We start from the raw sequence: 15,039 nt of genomic DNA on the forward strand, positions 1-15,039 counted from the left end.
CGGCCCACCGGCGCGCCCGGCCGGGACGGCACGGCCCTCAGGCCCCGTAGGCGTTCTGCTCGGCGAACCGCTGCGCCAGGGCCGTGAGCAGCTCCGGCGCGTCCTCGCGCGGCAGGACCGCCTCGATCAGCACCAGTTCGTCCGGTGTACGGGCGGCCAGCGCCAGCGCGTCCGCCAGCTCGGCGGGGGTCCCGACGCGCACCGCGACCGTGCCGGGGCCCGCGCCGAAGGCGGCGGGCAGGGCGGTGTAGTCCCAGGCGGCGATGTCGTTGTACGAGGCGGTGGCGCCGTGGATGGCGCGCTCGACCGTGTAGCCGTCGTTGTTGACGACGATCACCACCGGGGCCGCGCCGTACCGGGTCATGGTGCCCAGCTCCTGCGCGGTGAGCTGGAGGGAACCGTCCCCGATCACCAGCACCGAACGCCGGTCCGGCGCGGCCAGTTCGGTACCGAGGGTGGCCGGGAGGGTGTAGCCGATCGACCCCCACAGCGGCTGCCCGACGAACCGACCGTCCGCGGGCAGCGGCACCTCCTGGGCACCGTAGAACGCGGTCCCCTGCTCCGCGACAAGCACACTCCCCGCAGGCAGGAACGCCCCGACAGCAGCCCAGAGTTGACGCTGCGTCAGCCACGTGCCCGTTCCCTCCTCATCCCCCACCTCCGGGTACGAGAAAGACTCCCCGTACCCCTCGGGTTCGGGCAGCTCCGCGTCCCGCAGCAGCCCGGCCAGTCCACCGACGGCGTCCGCCATGGCCATCCCCTCGAACACCGCGCGACCCGCCGAGGCGCGCCCAGGGCGCAGCTCGATGGTCCGCTCCGGGGCGAAGTGATGGCTGAAGCCGCCGGTGACGCTGTCCGAGACCGGTGCGCCGACCAGGATCAGACAGTCCGCGTCCTCGACGGCCACCCGGGCCCGCTTGTCGCTGATCTCCCCGGTGTAGGCGCCGACGAACCCGGGAGCGGTCTCGTCCAGTACGCCCTTGCCGCTGGAGAACACGGCGGACCGGACCGGCGCGGCGGCGAGCAGGTCACCGAGCGGCCCGCGCAGTCCGAACCGCTCGGCCTCGTGCCCGGCCAGCACGGTGACGCTGCGCGCCCCGTCCAGCATCCGCGCGCAGCCCGCGAGGAAGTCCGGCAGCAGTCCCGGGTCGGCGGGCCCGTCCGGCACGATCAGCGGCCCGTCGGGGGCGGGAACCGGGGCCAGCACGACATCCGTGGGCAGATTCAGGTGCACCGGCTTGCGCTCCCGCCGCATGGCGCGCAGTACGCGGTCGATCTCGGCCGGGGCATTCTCGGCGGTCAAGTCGGCGCGGGCCACCGTCACCTCGGCGAACATCCGGCCGAAGTGCCGGTAATCACCGTCCATCAGGGTGTGGTGCACGGGACGGCCGGCCGCGGCGACCTCGGTGGCGGGCATCCCGGTGACGGCGACGACCGGTACACATTCGGCGTATGCGCCGGCCACGCCGTTGACGGCCGACAGTTCGCCGACGCCGAAGGTCGTGACGAGGGCGGCGGCGCCGCGCAGCCGGGCGTAGCCGTCGGCGGCGTAGGCGGCGTCGAGCTCGTTGCAGGTGCCGACCCAGGCGAGGCCGGGGAAGGCGGTCACCTGGTCGAGGAAGCCGAGGTTGTAGTCACCGGGGACGCCGAAGAGGTGTTCGACGTCCAGCTCGCGCAGTCGGCGGAGCAGATAGTCGGCGACGGTGATCCGGGCGGTCGCGGCCTGGGGGGTGACGGCCTGCGGGCCGATGTCCGAGGGGGTGTCCGACATGGCGGTAACCGGCTTTCTTCACGCTTGAACGGTTTAGGTCAAGGTTGTTGACCCAAGTAGCGAGCGTACGGAAGTCCGGGATAAAATGTCAACATGCTTGACCCTTGTCGCCCGGACGCCTACGACCGCGATTTCACCCTGTTCTACTTCGCCTACCGCGCCTTCACCGGAGCGGCCGACGCGGCCCTGACCGAGCAGGGCATGGGCCGCGCCCACCACCGCATCCTGACGTTCCTCGCGTACTCCCCCGGCATGAGCGTCGGCGAACTGTGCCAGGCACTCCAGCTCACCAAGCAGGCCATCAACGGACCGCTGCGCAAACTCGGCGACGAACAACTGGTACGGGTGACGCCGGGCGAACGGGACCGCCGCCGCAAGGAACTCCACCTCACCAGCCGCGGCGCGGACCTCGAACGCAAGCTCCACGAACGTCAGCGCGCCCTGTTCACCGCCGCACTGGAGGAAGCCGGACCGGAGGCGGCGCAAGGGTGGCGCCGCGTACTGGCCCCCCTGGCAGGCCACGCGTGGGAATCCTTCACCACATCGGTGGAAGCCCGCCGGACGGAGGGCAAGCCCCTCCAGTCCTGACCCCTCAGAACAACGGCTGCTGCCCGGGAAACGGCGGCTCCTCCGGATCGAACAGCCGCTCCGCCGGGGCCATCATCGGCGCGATACGACGGGAGCCGGGGCACGACACGAGCTCCAGCACGGTACGGCGGCCCGGCGGGTCGTGCCGGGCGAAGCGGCCGCCGACGACGGCGATCTCTCGGGTGCATACGGGGCACGGGCGACGCGGTGACATTTCCTCATTGTCCCCCGGAGCCCCGTGTACCCCTGCGCGCGGCCCTGCCGAAGCGGCACCGGCCCCACCGAAGCGCCCAGGGGGCGCACACCGAGGCACACCTCCGCGCCCCCGCACCCCTTCACCCCTGCGCGCGTCCAGGTTCGGTTCTCCACAGGCCTGGGAATCTAGGAGAGGCCGGTGTCACCACGGGGGTGACGCCGAGACACCGACGCGGAAGGGACACGGCGTGCGCAAGGGACGTGCGGTGGCCGCGGGGCTGCTGGTGCTGGCCGTGACGACCGGCTGCAAGACCATCACGATCAGCCCGAACGGCGGACTCTCACCGACGACGGCCCCCTCGCCGTCCATGCCGGGACGGGCGGACGTGATGCCCGCGCGGACGGCGGACCAGGAGCCCCCCGCACACATCCGCGCCACCAAGGCCCCCCGCCGCACCGCGAAACCGGTGCTCGCCAAGGGCTCCCGCGGCCCCCGGGTGCGCGAACTACAGGCCCGTCTGGCCCAGTTGTCACTCTTCCGACGTAAACCCACGGGCTTCTACGGCCGGCAGACCGCGGCCTCCGTCTCGGCGTTCCAACGCAAGCGGGGCCTGCCGCGCACCGGCACTCTGGACCGCGCCACCTGGCACGCCCTGCACTCCTGCACACGCCCGCCGACCCGCACCGAGACGCACCCGCACACCAAGAAGACCGCGAAGAAGCCCACCCGGAAGCCGGCCGGGAAACGAGCCCCCCGCCGCGACCCCCGCTGCATGACGGGCCGCGTCCTGTGCATCAGCAAGCGGAGCAACACGCTCGCCTGGATGGTGAACGGCAAGGTCCGCTCGACGATGGACGTCCGTTTCGGCGCCCAGTACACGCCGACCCGGGAAGGCACGTTCCGCATCTCGTTCAAGAGCCGCGGCCACGTGTCGTCGATCTACCACACCCCCATGCCGTACGCGATGTTCTTCAGCGGCGGCCAGGCGGTCCACTACTCAGCCGACTTCGCCGCCCACGGTTACCAGGGCGCCTCCCACGGCTGCGTAAACGTCCGCAACAAAGCAAAAATCGCAGACTTGTTCCACCAGGTAGCCCCAGGCGACAAGGTAGTCATCTACAAATAGCCCCACACATACCCGCACCCATTCCCCGGCCCCCGCCCCCCCCGCAGTAACCCCAACCATCAATTGAGCAACCCCCACAAACAGCAACCAGGCCCGCGAGAGCGGCGCCGGCTTAGGCGCAAAAAGAGGCGCGGGCAGGGCCGGGGGAACGAGCCCCGCCCGCGCCGGATGCGGCGAGCCGTTGGTACGGGGGGAACCCCGGCACGCGCGCAAGCCGATGACCAGTCGGCTTCACTACGTACTGCGCCGGGGGGCCGGAAAGTGTCACACCCGGGCGACGGGTGGTGCTCCGGGGATGCGTAGCTCGTCGGGTGCGGCGGGGGTGGTGGTGACGGTGCCGGCGGGGTCGGGGGCGGTGGTCATGCCGGGGATGCCGGCGGACGGGGCGTAGCGGTGGTGGTCGTCGTCCTCGTCGTCGCCCTTGCCGCCGTGGCCCTTTCCGTGCCCGTTGTGGCCGCCTTGGCCATGGCTGCCGCGGCCGTCGCCGTCATCGTCGCCGTCGAAACGGCCGCCGCCCTGGGTGTGGGCGAGGTACTGGCGGCAGAACGCGTGCACCTTGTCCGGGCCGCCTGCCGCGCGTTCCAGGCGGCGGAGGGTGTCCTGGCCGAGGACGGAGCGCCGGCCGGATTCGTAGGTACGGCAGAACATGACGCCGAGCCGGTTCTTCTCCTCGCTGTCCGGTCCGCCCCGGGGGTCGTCGGGCCGGTTGCCGCCGTCGCCGTTCCCGGTGCCGCGGGTCGGGTCCTGGCCGGGGGTGCTCTGCCCGGGGGCGGGGGTCCGGGTGCCGCCGGTGCGGCTGTCCTTGCCGTCGCCGGTGTTCAGGGGTTCGGGCCGGTCCGTGCCAGGGCCGGTGGGGTCCGGCATCCGGGTGGTGCCGTCGGTGGCGGTGCCGGTGTCGTCGGTGGCGAGCGGGCCGGGGGATTCGGCGGCGGAGACGCTGGTGGCGGGGGCCGGGCCGGTGCCGCTGTGGAAGGGGGTCGGCAGGACGCCCACGCCGGCGGCGACGGCGACGCCGCCGAGTGCGCAGCCGGCCAGGGCCACCATGAAGCCGCGGCGCAGGGGCCGCCCGAAGCGGCGGCGGGTGGCCGCGCCGGGGTTGCCGCGAGGAGCACGTGCGGCTTCCACCGCGGCCCCGGCAGCCGTGACGTCGGCCGCCGTCGAAGCCTGCCCTCGCACCTCCCGAAAGGCAGCGACAGCGGCTTCCTCGCCGGGCAGTGGTGCGTCCTGACCCGTGTCACGGCCTGCCGCGGCGGCGGCGTTCAGCAGGGCGGTGAGTTCCGCGGCGCCGGTGCCGGCCGGGGAACCGGCGGGTTCGCCGCGCAGCAGTCGCTCCGCGGCCTCCTCGTCGAGCCAGTTGTACCGGTCGTCGGCCATCACATGTCCTTCTGCGTTCGTGCGGCCGTTTCCGTCACACCCGGTACGTACGATTCCGCCGCGCTCTCACCCCGTCCGCCGCCCTGTGCGGGCACTCCTCCTCCGGGTCCGCCGTCCGGGCCGGGCCCGGTGCCGCCGCCGTCGGGTCCGGCGCCGAGCAGGTCGGCGAGCCGCCGCAGGCCGCGGTGGGCGGCGGTCCGTACGGCGCCGGGCCGTTTGCCCAGCACTCCGGCCGCACTCTTGGCGTCCAGGCCGACCACCACGCGCAGGACGACGGCTTCGGCCTGGTCCTGCGGGAGGCGGGAGATGAGGCGGAAGGTGTGGTGGGTGCCGAGGGCTTCCATGGCCTCGTCGGCGGTGTCCGATCCGCCCGCTTTGTCGGCCAGTTCGGTCTCGTCGCCGCCGACCGCGGGGCGGCGGCCGCGCATCCGTATGTGGTCCAGGGCCCGGTTGCGGGCTATCCGTGCGGCCCAGCCCCGGAACCGGTCGGCGTCGCCGCTGAAGCGGGCGAGGTCGCGGGTGATCTGGAGCCATGCCTCGGAGGCCACGTCCTCGGCGTCCGCCTCGCCCACCAAGGTCCGTACATATCCGATAAGCCGGGGATGCACGGCGCGGTAGACGGTACGGAATGCCGCCTCGTCGCCGCCCTGCGCCGCCTGTACGGCGACTGTCAGCCGGCCGTCGTCCGGCTGAATGTCATCCCCTCGCACGGGTCCATCCTGTCGCACCCGGAAAGTCCGCCGCCCGGTCCTCGCTGATTCGCTGTTCTCGGGCACCGCGGGTACCCCTGGTAACCCGTAGGTCCCCGCTGACGGTAACCCGGCCGCCCGCACACCGGGCACCCGGGCCGCTGCCGGCCTGCCCCTCCGCTCCGGCGGACGGTGCGCACGGCCACCGTGCCGGACCGGCGCGGACCCGCACGCTACGGCCACGGCCCTTCCCGCGTCCAGAGCGCCCGCGCACCGGGGCGGCACCCGGCGCGCGGTACGTGCCGCGCCCCGGACCGCACCCGTGTGACGCTTTCGCGGCGGATGGCGCTGTAAAGGTCAGGGGCTCGTCACCGGGCCTCCCTGGAACGACGGCCGGGGCCTCTCCTGTGGGGGGTGGCGGCCCCGGTCGTCCCCTTCTCGCCGCGTCCGGCCCTGGCCGCTCAGACCTGGTCGGCCAGTTTTTTGAACTCCGTCCAGGAAAGGGCCGGATCGCGGCGGTCCCAGACCTTCTGCGCCAGCGCGCGCAGCGGCATCCGGATGCCGTCCGCCACCTGCTGCTGCGTCTGTTCGTCCGCCAGGTCGCACCAGACCGCCAGGCGCGCGCCGAGCACCCGGTCCGGGCCGGACAGCGACTGCGGTACGGCCTCGGTGCCGCGCAGCACCCCGGGGGTCCACCGGGTGTAGATGCGTTCGCCGGTCGGGTACGGCATGTTGTTGGGTTCACCGAGCACGTAGTACAGGTACTCGTCGTTGAGGTTGACGACCTTGCGGTTCTCGCGCAGGTACTCGTCCGGTTGGCGGGCGCCGATCTCCTTGCCCGTCCAGTAGGCGACGGTGCGGCCGGAGTCGGGGGCGACGTCCGTGTCGCGGAAGTAGCCGTCGTTCCAGGCCTCGACCTGTTGGGCACCGGCGGCGCGCACGGTCTTGTCGCGGTCGTTGAGCCAGCCGGTGGCCAGGTCCTCGATCGTGGCGTCCGCCCCGTACTTCTCGCGGGCGGCGCGGGCCAGCTGCGGGTAGTTCTCGGCCGGGGACCGGTCGGCCAGCGCGCGGTACTCGTCGCCGCCCAGGTGCCAGTGCTTGCCGGGGAAGAGCGGGGCGTACTCGCGCAGCAGGTCGTCCACGATCTCGGCGGCCCCGGGCTGCGAGATGTCCATCGCGCCGCGCTGGATCCGGCCGTCGGCGGACCGCAGCCGGAGGTCCGGGTGGGCGCGCAGGACGGCACCCAGGTGGCCGGGCGAGTCGATCTCCGGGATGACGGTGACGTGCAGGCCGCGGGCGAGGTCGACGAGGTGGCGCACCTGGTCCTTGGTGAGGTGGTCCTCGGACACGATCTCCGGGTGTTTCTCGCTCTCGATGCGGAACGCCTGGTCGTCGGAGAAGTGCAGCTGGAGCTGGTTGAGCTTCAGGCCCGCCAGGTCGCGGATGCGGTCCTCGATCCACTTCACGTCGAAGTGCTTGCGCGCGATGTCCAGCATGAAGCCGCGCTGGGCCCGGTCGGGCCGGTCCTCGACGGTGCCTTCCGGGACGCCGCCGGAGACCCGTACGGACTGCAGGACGGTGCGGGTGGCGTTGAAGATCCCGGCGTCGGTGGGGGCGGTGAGGGTGAGACGGGTGCCGCGCGCGGTGAGGGTGTACGCCTCCTCGGCGGTGTCGTACACGGCGGCGTTGTCCTCGCGCCGGGTGGCGTCCTCGCCGCCGGACAGCCGCAGCTCGACATCTCCGGGCCGTACGGGTTGTTTGCCCCAGACTGTCCGCAAGCCCCCCAGTTCCTGGGCGAACCGCCGGGCTTCGTCGGCGACCGGGCTCTTCTCGCCCGCGGGCACCACGACGCGGGCCTGTTCGGTGGGCCGCCAGCCGCGCCCGTCGGCCGCGCCGAACTTCTGCACGGCGGGCACGGTGCGGGGCGGGCCCGGCACCGGTTCCCAGGTGGGGGTGGGCGCGGCGGAGGTGGTGCCGCCGTCCCCCTTGGGCGGGGCGCCGCCGCTGTTCGAGCAGCCCGCGACGGACAGCGCCGTGAGGGCGGCCGTCACTCCTGCGGTGATGCTCGCGGCCAGTTTTCCGGTCCTCATATACGCAAAACCTCCCTTTCCGGGGCGAAGGTATTGCCAGGTGACAGACGTTTGTGTCTACTACGCGCGCGAAAGCTCTCTCATACGGGTGAAATTCGTGCATCCGTCGGACAGTGACCGACAGACGTCGTTACGGTGGCGTCCCAACCTGCTCACCCCTCCCGGAGCCCACGGCCCCCGCGCATCCGCCGCGGCCGCGCACGCTCCGGCCGCCCGATCCGACGTACTCCGCCCCGGTCCGGCGTTCACCGCCCGATCCGGCGTTCGCCGCCCCGAGGAGCCCATGCAGCCCAGCGACATCCCGGCCGCCCCGCCGACACCGCTGCGCACTCCCCGGCCCGCCACACCCTCCCAGAAGCTCCCACCGCTGCCGCCACCGCCTCCCGGCAGCGCCGCCGCGGCCAGGCCGGCCGGCCTGGACCGCCTGAACGGCGCCCCGGCGGACGCCGCCGAAGCCGCCCTGCTGCGCTGCTGCGGGAGCCGCCGCTGGGCCGGCCGCCTGGTCGCGCACCGCCCGTACCCGGACCCGGAGGCGCTGCTGGCCGCCGCCGACGAGGCGAGTTACGACCTGACCGCGGACGACCTGGACGAGGCGCTGGCCGGGGAGACCGTCTCGCCGCAGCCGCTCGTCGGCGCCCGCGGCCCGGGCACCCTCGCGGCACACACCGCGCTGCGCGCCGCGCACGCCGAGTACGAGCGCCAGTTCCGGCACGTCTTCGTCATCTGCCTGGACGGCTTCCGCGACACCGAGCTGCTCAACGTGGTGCTCACCGCCATCCACGACCGGCTCGGCAACGAGCCCGAGGAGGAGCGCGCCGTCGCCGCGGAGGAGCTGCGCCGGATCGCCCGCGGGCGGCTCGCCCGGTTCGCGGCCTCCCGGGACTGAGCGGCCCCGGCCGTCCGGCCCGCCCCTTACCCGTTCCCCCGCCCGGCGTACAGGGCCGGAACGCCCTCGGCGGATAGCCCGTACGTGCCTGTTTGATCACACCTGAGGACCCCGGCGGGAGGAACCGACAGTCCGTCGCTACGATGGCCGGGGCCGGTGGACCGTACCCGGCCGGGCCAGACCGACAGAGAAGCCGGCAGGCCCCGATCCCCGCTCCCGGAGGGTTTTTCCGTGCCGGCTGGAACGCTGTACCGCGGCCGGGAAGGCATGTGGTCCTGGGTGGCTCATCGAGTCACCGGCGTCCTCATTTTCTTCTTCCTGTTCGTGCATGTCCTCGACACCGCACTCGTCCGCGTCTCTCCCGAGGCCTATGACGACGTCGTTGCCACGTACAAGACGCCCCTCGTCAACGTGATGGAGTACGGCCTCGTCGCCGCCATCCTCTTCCATGCGCTCAACGGCCTTCGCGTGATCGCCGTGGACTTCTGGTCCAAGGGACCGAAGTACCAGAAGCAGCTGCTGTGGACCGTTGTCGGCGTGTGGGCCGTCCTGATGGCCGGCGCCTTCTACCCGGTGCTGCAGCACACACTGCGCACCCTGTTCGGGAGCTGATGACGCGCGATGTCTGCTGAAACCCAATCCCCCGCAGGTCCCGCTGTGAACGACTCCGTCTCCCTGTACGACGTGGACAACCCGGCTCCCGTGATCGAGCCGCCCCGAAAGCGTACGAAGAAGACGCCCAAGTCGACCCGTACGAACTTCGAGATGTACGGCTGGCTCTTCATGCGCCTGTCCGGCATCGTGCTGGTCGTCCTGGTCCTCGGCCACCTGCTGCTCCAGCTCGTGCTGGACGGCGGCGTCTCCAAGATCGGCTTCGCCTTCGTGGCGGGCCGCTGGGCCTCGCCGTTCTGGCAGGTCTGGGACCTGGTGATGCTGTGGCTGGCGATGCTGCACGGCGCCAACGGCCTGCGCACGGTCATCAACGACTACGCGCAGCGGGACAACACCCGCTTCTGGCTGAAGATGCTCCTGTACACCGCCACGGTGTTCACCGTCCTTCTGGGCACGCTGGTGATCTTCACCTTCGACCCGAACATCCGCTAGGCCCCGGGGCTGAGGTAACCGACTCATGAAGATCCACAAGTACGACACGGTCATCGTCGGCGCCGGTGGCGCGGGCATGCGCGCGGCCATCGAGGCCACCAAGCGCAGCCGCACCGCGGTACTGACGAAGCTGTACCCCACCCGCTCCCACACCGGCGCGGCGCAGGGCGGCATGGCCGCCGCCCTGGCCAACGTCGAGGAGGACAACTGGGAGTGGCACACCTTCGACACGATCAAGGGCGGCGACTACCTGGTCGACCAGGACGCCGCCGAGATCCTGGCGAAGGAGGCCATCGACTCGGTGCTGGACCTGGAGCGGATGGGCCTGCCGTTCAACCGCACCCCGAACGGCACCATCGACCAGCGCCGCTTCGGCGGTCACTCCCGTAACCACGGTGAGGCCCCGGTCCGCCGGTCCTGCTACGCCTCGGACCGCACCGGCCACATGATCCTCCAGACGCTGTACCAGAACTGCGTCAAGGAGGGCGTGGAGTTCTTCAACGAGTTCTACGTCCTGGACCTGCTGCTCCAGGACGTAGACGGCGTGAAGAAGTCGGCCGGTGTCGTCGCGTACGAGCTGGCCACCGGCGAGATCCACGTCTTCCAGGCGAAGGCCGTGATCTTCGCGTCCGGCGGCACCGGCAAGTTCTTCAAGGTCACCTCCAACGCGCACACCCTGACCGGTGACGGCCAGGCCGCCGCGTACCGGCGCGGGCTGCCGCTGGAGGACATGGAGTTCTTCCAGTTCCACCCGACCGGCATCTGGCGGATGGGCATCCTGCTGACGGAGGGCGCCCGTGGTGAGGGCGGCATCCTCCGCAACAAGGACGGCGAGCGCTTCATGGAGAAGTACGCGCCGGTCATGAAGGACCTCGCCTCGCGTGACGTCGTCTCGCGCTCCATCTACACGGAGATCCGCGAGGGCCGCGGCTGCGGTCCCGAGGGCGACCACGTCTACCTGGACCTGACCCACCTGCCGCCGGAGCAGCTGGACGCCAAGCTGCCCGACATCACCGAGTTCGCGCGCACCTACCTCGGCATCGAGCCCTACACGGACCCGATCCCGATCCAGCCGACCGCGCACTACGCGATGGGCGGCATCCCGACCAACGTCGAGGGCGAGGTGCTGGCCGACAACACCACCGTCGTCCCGGGCCTGTACGCCGCCGGCGAGGTCGCCTGCGTGTCCGTGCACGGCGCCAACCGCCTGGGCACCAACTCGCTGCTGGACATCAACGTCTTCGGCCGCCGGGCGGGCATCGCGGCGGCGGAGTACGCGGCCACCGCCGACTTCGTCGAGCTGCCGGAGGACCCGGCGAAGATGGTCCAGGACCAGGTCGAGCGGCTGCGCTCCGCCTCGGGCAACGAGCGGGTCACCGAGATCCGCAAGGAGCTCCAGGAGACCATGGACGCCAACGTGATGGTGTTCCGCACCGAGCAGACGATCAAGACCGCGGTCGAGAAGATCGGCGAGCTGCGCGAGCGCTACCTGAACGTGTCCATCCAGGACAAGGGCAAGCGGTTCAACACCGACCTGCTGGAGGCCGTCGAGCTGGGCAACCTGCTCGACCTGGCCGAGGTGATGGCCGTGTCCGCGCTGGCCCGCAAGGAGTCCCGCGGCGGTCACTACCGCGAGGACTACCCCAACCGCGACGACGTCAACTTCATGCGGCACACCATGGCGTACCGCGAGGTGGCGGCAGACGGCTCCGAGTCGATCCGCCTCGACTACAAGCCGGTCGTCCAGACCCGCTACCAGCCGATGGAGCGTAAGTACTGATGAGCACCTCCACCCTCGAAAAGCACTCCAAGGCCCTGGACGCGGCCGAGGACGGCGCCTCGCACACGATCACCATCACGCTGCGGATCCGCCGGTTCAACCCGGAGGTCTCCGAGGACGCGAGCTGGCAGGACTTCCAGCTGGAGATGGACCCGAAGGAGCGCGTCCTGGACGCCCTCCACAAGGTCAAGTGGGAGCAGGACGGCACGCTGACCTTCCGCCGTTCCTGCGCGCACGGCATCTGCGGCTCCGACGCGATGCGGATCAACGGCAAGAACCGCCTGGCGTGCAAGACGCTGCTGAAGGACATCAACCCGGAGAAGCCCATCACGGTCGAGGCCATCAAGGGCCTGACGGTCCTCAAGGACCTCGTGGTGGACATGGAGCCGTTCTTCCAGGCGTACCGGGACGTGATGCCGTTCCTGATCACCACCGGCAACCAGCCGACGCGCGAGCGCCTGCAGTCCGCCGAGGACCGCGAGCGCTTCGACGACACCACCAAGTGCATCCTGTGCGCCGCGTGCACGTCCTCGTGCCCGGTGTTCTGGAACGACGGCCAGTACTTCGGCCCGGCGGCGATCGTCAACGCGCACCGCTTCATCTTCGACAGCCGGGACGAGGGCGGCGAGCAGCGGCTCGAAATCCTCAACGACAAGGACGGCGTCTGGCGCTGCCGTACGACCTTCAACTGCACGGACGCCTGCCCGCGCGGTATCGAGGTCACCAAGGCGATCCAGGAGGTCAAGCGCGCGCTGATCACGCGTCGCTTCTGACCCCGGGGTACACCCCCTGGCACCTGGTTCCGGTCAGCGACCCGAACCGGGTCTGGAACCCGCGAAGGGCTCCGCTCCCGTACGTCCGGAGGCGGAGCCCTTCGGCACGACCGGCCCCGGCCTGCGCAGCGCGCCCGGACTCCGCCGCCCGTACCGGCGGTGCGGCGGGGTAGACGAGGACCGGCGGCAGCTCGGTGTCGACGAAGGTCACCGGACGGGTGCAGAAGTACGACGGCACGAGCAGCAGGCCGCGCCCCTCCAGGCGCAGGTCCCCGTCGCGCGGATAGATGACCTCCAGGACCGGCCGCCGCCAGCGCATCTCCGGCCCGAACGTCCGCAGCATCGCCTCGGCGCCGTCCTGGCGCAGCGCGTGCAGCCGCAGCGTACGGTCGGCCTCGACACGCTGCCCGATCAGCGGCCAGCCCGGTCCGAGGGCGGTGTGGTGGTACGTGCGCAGACTGCGGGCGAGGGCGCGCAACGCGGCCGGTTCGCCGTCGGCCAGGGAGCGCATCCAGGACGGCGGGGCGGCGTGCTGGCCGTGTCCCGGCCGGTACGTCTGCCCCGCCAGCAGTCCGATCTCGCCGCGCAGCCGGCGCCGGGGCGTCGTCATGACGGCCTCCAGGCCCGGCTCCACACCGGCCGAACCGGCCGCCGGGGTGAGGAAGTCGGGAAAGTAGCCGCGCGGCGGGACCAGCGGCAGCAGCATCCGCAGCGGTCCGGGGCCGTGCCGCGCGGCGTGCTGCCGCCAGGCGGCCAGGGCCGGTTCGGTACGGCTCTCGCGCAGGCGGTGCAGGCTCAGGACGGTCTCCCACAGGGGGTCGGCCCCCTCGGCGATCCGCGTCCGGCGCAGATCCTGCGTCGTGAAGTGGACACGTAACACAACGATCCCCCGATACCGTGAGCACACCGCTGTTCCCCCGAACAGCGGTGCACCCGAGGATCCGACCCGTGGGCCGCATTCCGCAACCCGTTCACGCCATCGGCCGTGGATTTGTTCAATGAAAAATGAATGAGAAGACATTTGCGCAGGTCACGGCGGCGCGTCTGACATGGCCCGGGACGGACCTGCCACGGCACGACGCCGCGACGTCAAGCCGAGCGCAGCGCCACGGCCGCCAACGCCCGGTCCTGGTCCCGGCGTCGGCGCATCACATGCGCGTACGCCGCCAACGCCTCCCGTTTGCGCGCCAGTTCGGCGATCTCCGCGTCCAGCTTCACCATCTGCCGCTCCACCACCCCGCACGAGCGGTCGCAGAAGACCAGCCCGGGACCGCCCTGGGCGCACGGCAGCAGCTCCCGTATGGCGTCCGTGCTCAGGCCGGTGGCGAGCAGTTCGCGGATCCGCGCCACGGTCTCCGGCGCGTCGGGGCCGTAGCGGCGGTAGCCGTTGGCGTCCCGGTCCGCGCGCAGCAGGCCCTGTTGCTCGTAATAGCGCAGTGAACGGGCGCTGGCCCCCGTGCGCTCGGCCAGCTCACCGATCCGCAGACCGTCCCCCGCCGCGCGGACCGCGCGCTCCCCCGACCGTGCCATCGACTGCCTCCCCTGTGCGACCGGACTCGAACCGGCGGCTTGATCTTCGAACCGGCGGCTTGGCCTTCCGACCTGCGACTTGACCTTGACACCGGTGTCAAGGGTCAACCTGGTGCGCATGACGAAGATTCCCACGGCCACCGCACCGCGCCTTCCCGCCCTGTCCACCACCGTCACCCCCGCCGACGAGGGCACCGGCCCCGCCGCCCACGGCATCCTGCTCGCCCACGGCGCCACCGGCAGCATCGAGGGCAACTACGCCGGGCTCGTCCCCGCGCTGGCCGCCACCGGCCACACCGTCGTCGCGCCCGACTACCCCGGCTCCGGCGACACGCCGCGCGCCGACGGCCCCCTGGAACTCGACGCCCTCGCCGACGCCGTCGTGGCCGAGGCCGTCGCGGCGGGCGTCGAGACGTTCACCCTGATCGGCTTCTCCCTCGGTACGGCGGTGTCCGTACGGGCCGCCGCACGCCACCCCGAGCGCGTACGCGGCCTCGTACTGACCGCCGGACTCGCCAAACCCGACCGCCGTACGGACATCTGGCTCGACCTGTGGCTGCGCCTGCTGGACCGCGGCGACTACGCGGGCTTCGCGCAGGCCCGCGCGCTCAGCGGCCTCTCCCCCGAAGCCCTGAACACCCTGCCGCCCGCCGAACTGGCCGCCGTCCTCGACGCCAGCCCCGACGGCCCGCCCGCCGGTTCGGCCGAGCAGGCCGCACTGGTCAAGGAGGTCGACACCACCGGCGACCTGGCCGGCATCACCGTCCCCACCCTGGTCATCGCCACCACGCGGGACCAGCTGATCCACCCCTCCCACTCCCGTTACCTGGCCGATCACATACCCGGCGCCGAGTACGTGGAGATCGCCACCGGGCACGTGCCGATGGCGGAGCGGCCGGAGGAGTGGGAAGGGCTGATCGTGAAGTTCTTGGCAGAACGGGGGCTGTAGGCGGGTGCGGACAGGAGCCCGAGGGGACCGGCCGGCTCGGGCGTCCGGCCGGGGGCGGGGGGAATCCGGGGGCGGGGAGGGGCGAGGGGGCGGCGTCTGTGGCCGGTGCCGGGGGCGGGGAGGGGCGGAAACCGTGGGCGGGCCGGGGGCGGGCAGGAGCGGCATCCGTGACCAGTGCCGGAG

15 protein-coding genes are annotated in these 15,039 nt (G+C 71.9%); 8 read left to right on the top strand and 7 right to left on the bottom strand.

Going from position 1 to position 15,039, the window contains the following annotated elements:
• Positions 1-37: 37 nt before the first annotated feature.
• Positions 38-1,771 (bottom strand): thiamine pyrophosphate-binding protein, encoded by a 1,734-nt coding sequence (locus AB0A97_RS32145; RefSeq protein ID WP_361156515.1) that lies wholly within the window; start codon positions 1,769-1,771, stop codon positions 38-40.
• Positions 1,772-1,864: 93 nt separating this feature from the next.
• Between AB0A97_RS32145 and AB0A97_RS32150 the strand changes: the two genes are divergently transcribed.
• Positions 1,865-2,359: a MarR family transcriptional regulator gene (locus AB0A97_RS32150; RefSeq protein ID WP_361156518.1), complete on the top strand. Its 495-nt coding sequence runs from the start codon at positions 1,865-1,867 to the stop codon at positions 2,357-2,359.
• A 4-nt stretch (positions 2,360-2,363) separates the two neighbouring features.
• On the opposite strand, the gene AB0A97_RS32155 is transcribed toward AB0A97_RS32150, so the two are convergent.
• Positions 2,364-2,573, bottom strand: coding sequence for a hypothetical protein (locus tag AB0A97_RS32155; protein WP_030024141.1), 210 nt, complete (start codon positions 2,571-2,573; stop codon positions 2,364-2,366).
• Between the two features lie 229 nt (positions 2,574-2,802).
• Here AB0A97_RS32155 and AB0A97_RS32160 point away from each other — a divergent pair, with 229 nt between their 5' ends.
• The gene (locus AB0A97_RS32160) at positions 2,803-3,681 is read left to right on the top strand and encodes a L,D-transpeptidase family protein (RefSeq protein ID WP_361156522.1); all 879 of its coding nucleotides are present in this window, start codon (positions 2,803-2,805) and stop codon (positions 3,679-3,681) included.
• A gap of 264 nt (positions 3,682-3,945) precedes the next feature.
• Here the strand turns inward: AB0A97_RS32160 and AB0A97_RS32165 are convergent, their stop codons facing one another.
• From AB0A97_RS32165 to AB0A97_RS32175, 3 genes are all read right to left on the bottom strand, one after another.
• Complete coding sequence (locus AB0A97_RS32165; RefSeq protein ID WP_361156525.1) at positions 3,946-5,055, bottom strand: hypothetical protein; 1,110 nt, start codon at positions 5,053-5,055, stop codon at positions 3,946-3,948.
• Positions 5,055-5,765 (bottom strand): RNA polymerase sigma factor, encoded by a 711-nt coding sequence (locus AB0A97_RS32170; RefSeq protein ID WP_361156528.1) that lies wholly within the window; start codon positions 5,763-5,765, stop codon positions 5,055-5,057. Before AB0A97_RS32170 ends, AB0A97_RS32165 begins: the two co-directional genes overlap by 1 nt.
• Before the next feature lie 440 nt (positions 5,766-6,205).
• The gene (locus AB0A97_RS32175; protein ID WP_361156531.1) at positions 6,206-7,834 is read right to left on the bottom strand and encodes a glycoside hydrolase family 20 protein; all 1,629 of its coding nucleotides are present in this window, start codon (positions 7,832-7,834) and stop codon (positions 6,206-6,208) included.
• Positions 7,835-8,117: 283 nt separating this feature from the next.
• On the opposite strand from AB0A97_RS32175, the gene AB0A97_RS32180 reads away from it, so the two are divergent.
• From AB0A97_RS32180 to AB0A97_RS32200, 5 genes are all read left to right on the top strand, one after another.
• Positions 8,118-8,720, top strand: a complete 603-nt coding sequence (locus tag AB0A97_RS32180) for a 2-oxo-4-hydroxy-4-carboxy-5-ureidoimidazoline decarboxylase (RefSeq protein ID WP_361156534.1) — start codon at positions 8,118-8,120, stop codon at positions 8,718-8,720.
• Between the two features lie 231 nt (positions 8,721-8,951).
• Complete coding sequence (gene sdhC, locus AB0A97_RS32185; RefSeq protein WP_003985924.1) at positions 8,952-9,332, top strand: succinate dehydrogenase, cytochrome b556 subunit; 381 nt, start codon at positions 8,952-8,954, stop codon at positions 9,330-9,332.
• Positions 9,333-9,341: 9 nt separating this feature from the next.
• Entirely contained in the window at positions 9,342-9,824 is a 483-nt protein-coding gene (locus AB0A97_RS32190) for a succinate dehydrogenase hydrophobic membrane anchor subunit (protein ID WP_030024131.1), read from the top strand.
• A gap of 25 nt (positions 9,825-9,849) precedes the next feature.
• Positions 9,850-11,604, top strand: coding sequence for a succinate dehydrogenase flavoprotein subunit (sdhA, locus tag AB0A97_RS32195; protein ID WP_361156538.1), 1,755 nt, complete (start codon positions 9,850-9,852; stop codon positions 11,602-11,604).
• Complete coding sequence (locus AB0A97_RS32200) at positions 11,604-12,377, top strand: succinate dehydrogenase iron-sulfur subunit (RefSeq protein ID WP_361156541.1); 774 nt, start codon at positions 11,604-11,606, stop codon at positions 12,375-12,377. The genes sdhA and AB0A97_RS32200 overlap by 1 nt, the downstream gene beginning before the upstream one ends.
• On the opposite strand, the gene AB0A97_RS32205 is transcribed toward AB0A97_RS32200, so the two are convergent.
• Entirely contained in the window at positions 12,361-13,257 is an 897-nt protein-coding gene (locus tag AB0A97_RS32205; RefSeq protein WP_361156543.1) for a hypothetical protein, read from the bottom strand. The genes AB0A97_RS32200 and AB0A97_RS32205 overlap by 17 nt on opposite strands.
• Positions 13,258-13,466: 209 nt before the next feature.
• Positions 13,467-13,907: a MerR family transcriptional regulator gene (locus tag AB0A97_RS32210; RefSeq protein ID WP_361156546.1), complete on the bottom strand. Its 441-nt coding sequence runs from the start codon at positions 13,905-13,907 to the stop codon at positions 13,467-13,469.
• Between the two features lie 118 nt (positions 13,908-14,025).
• Here AB0A97_RS32210 and AB0A97_RS32215 point away from each other — a divergent pair, with 118 nt between their 5' ends.
• Positions 14,026-14,856 carry an alpha/beta hydrolase gene (locus tag AB0A97_RS32215; RefSeq protein ID WP_361156549.1) on the top strand — a complete coding sequence of 277 codons (831 nt, stop codon included), beginning with the start codon at positions 14,026-14,028 and terminating at the stop codon, positions 14,854-14,856.
• The last annotated feature ends 183 nt before the right edge of the window (positions 14,857-15,039 follow it).

Source organism: Streptomyces sp. NPDC045470 (assembly GCF_040646595.1).
Classification (GTDB): domain Bacteria; phylum Actinomycetota; class Actinomycetes; order Streptomycetales; family Streptomycetaceae; genus Streptomyces.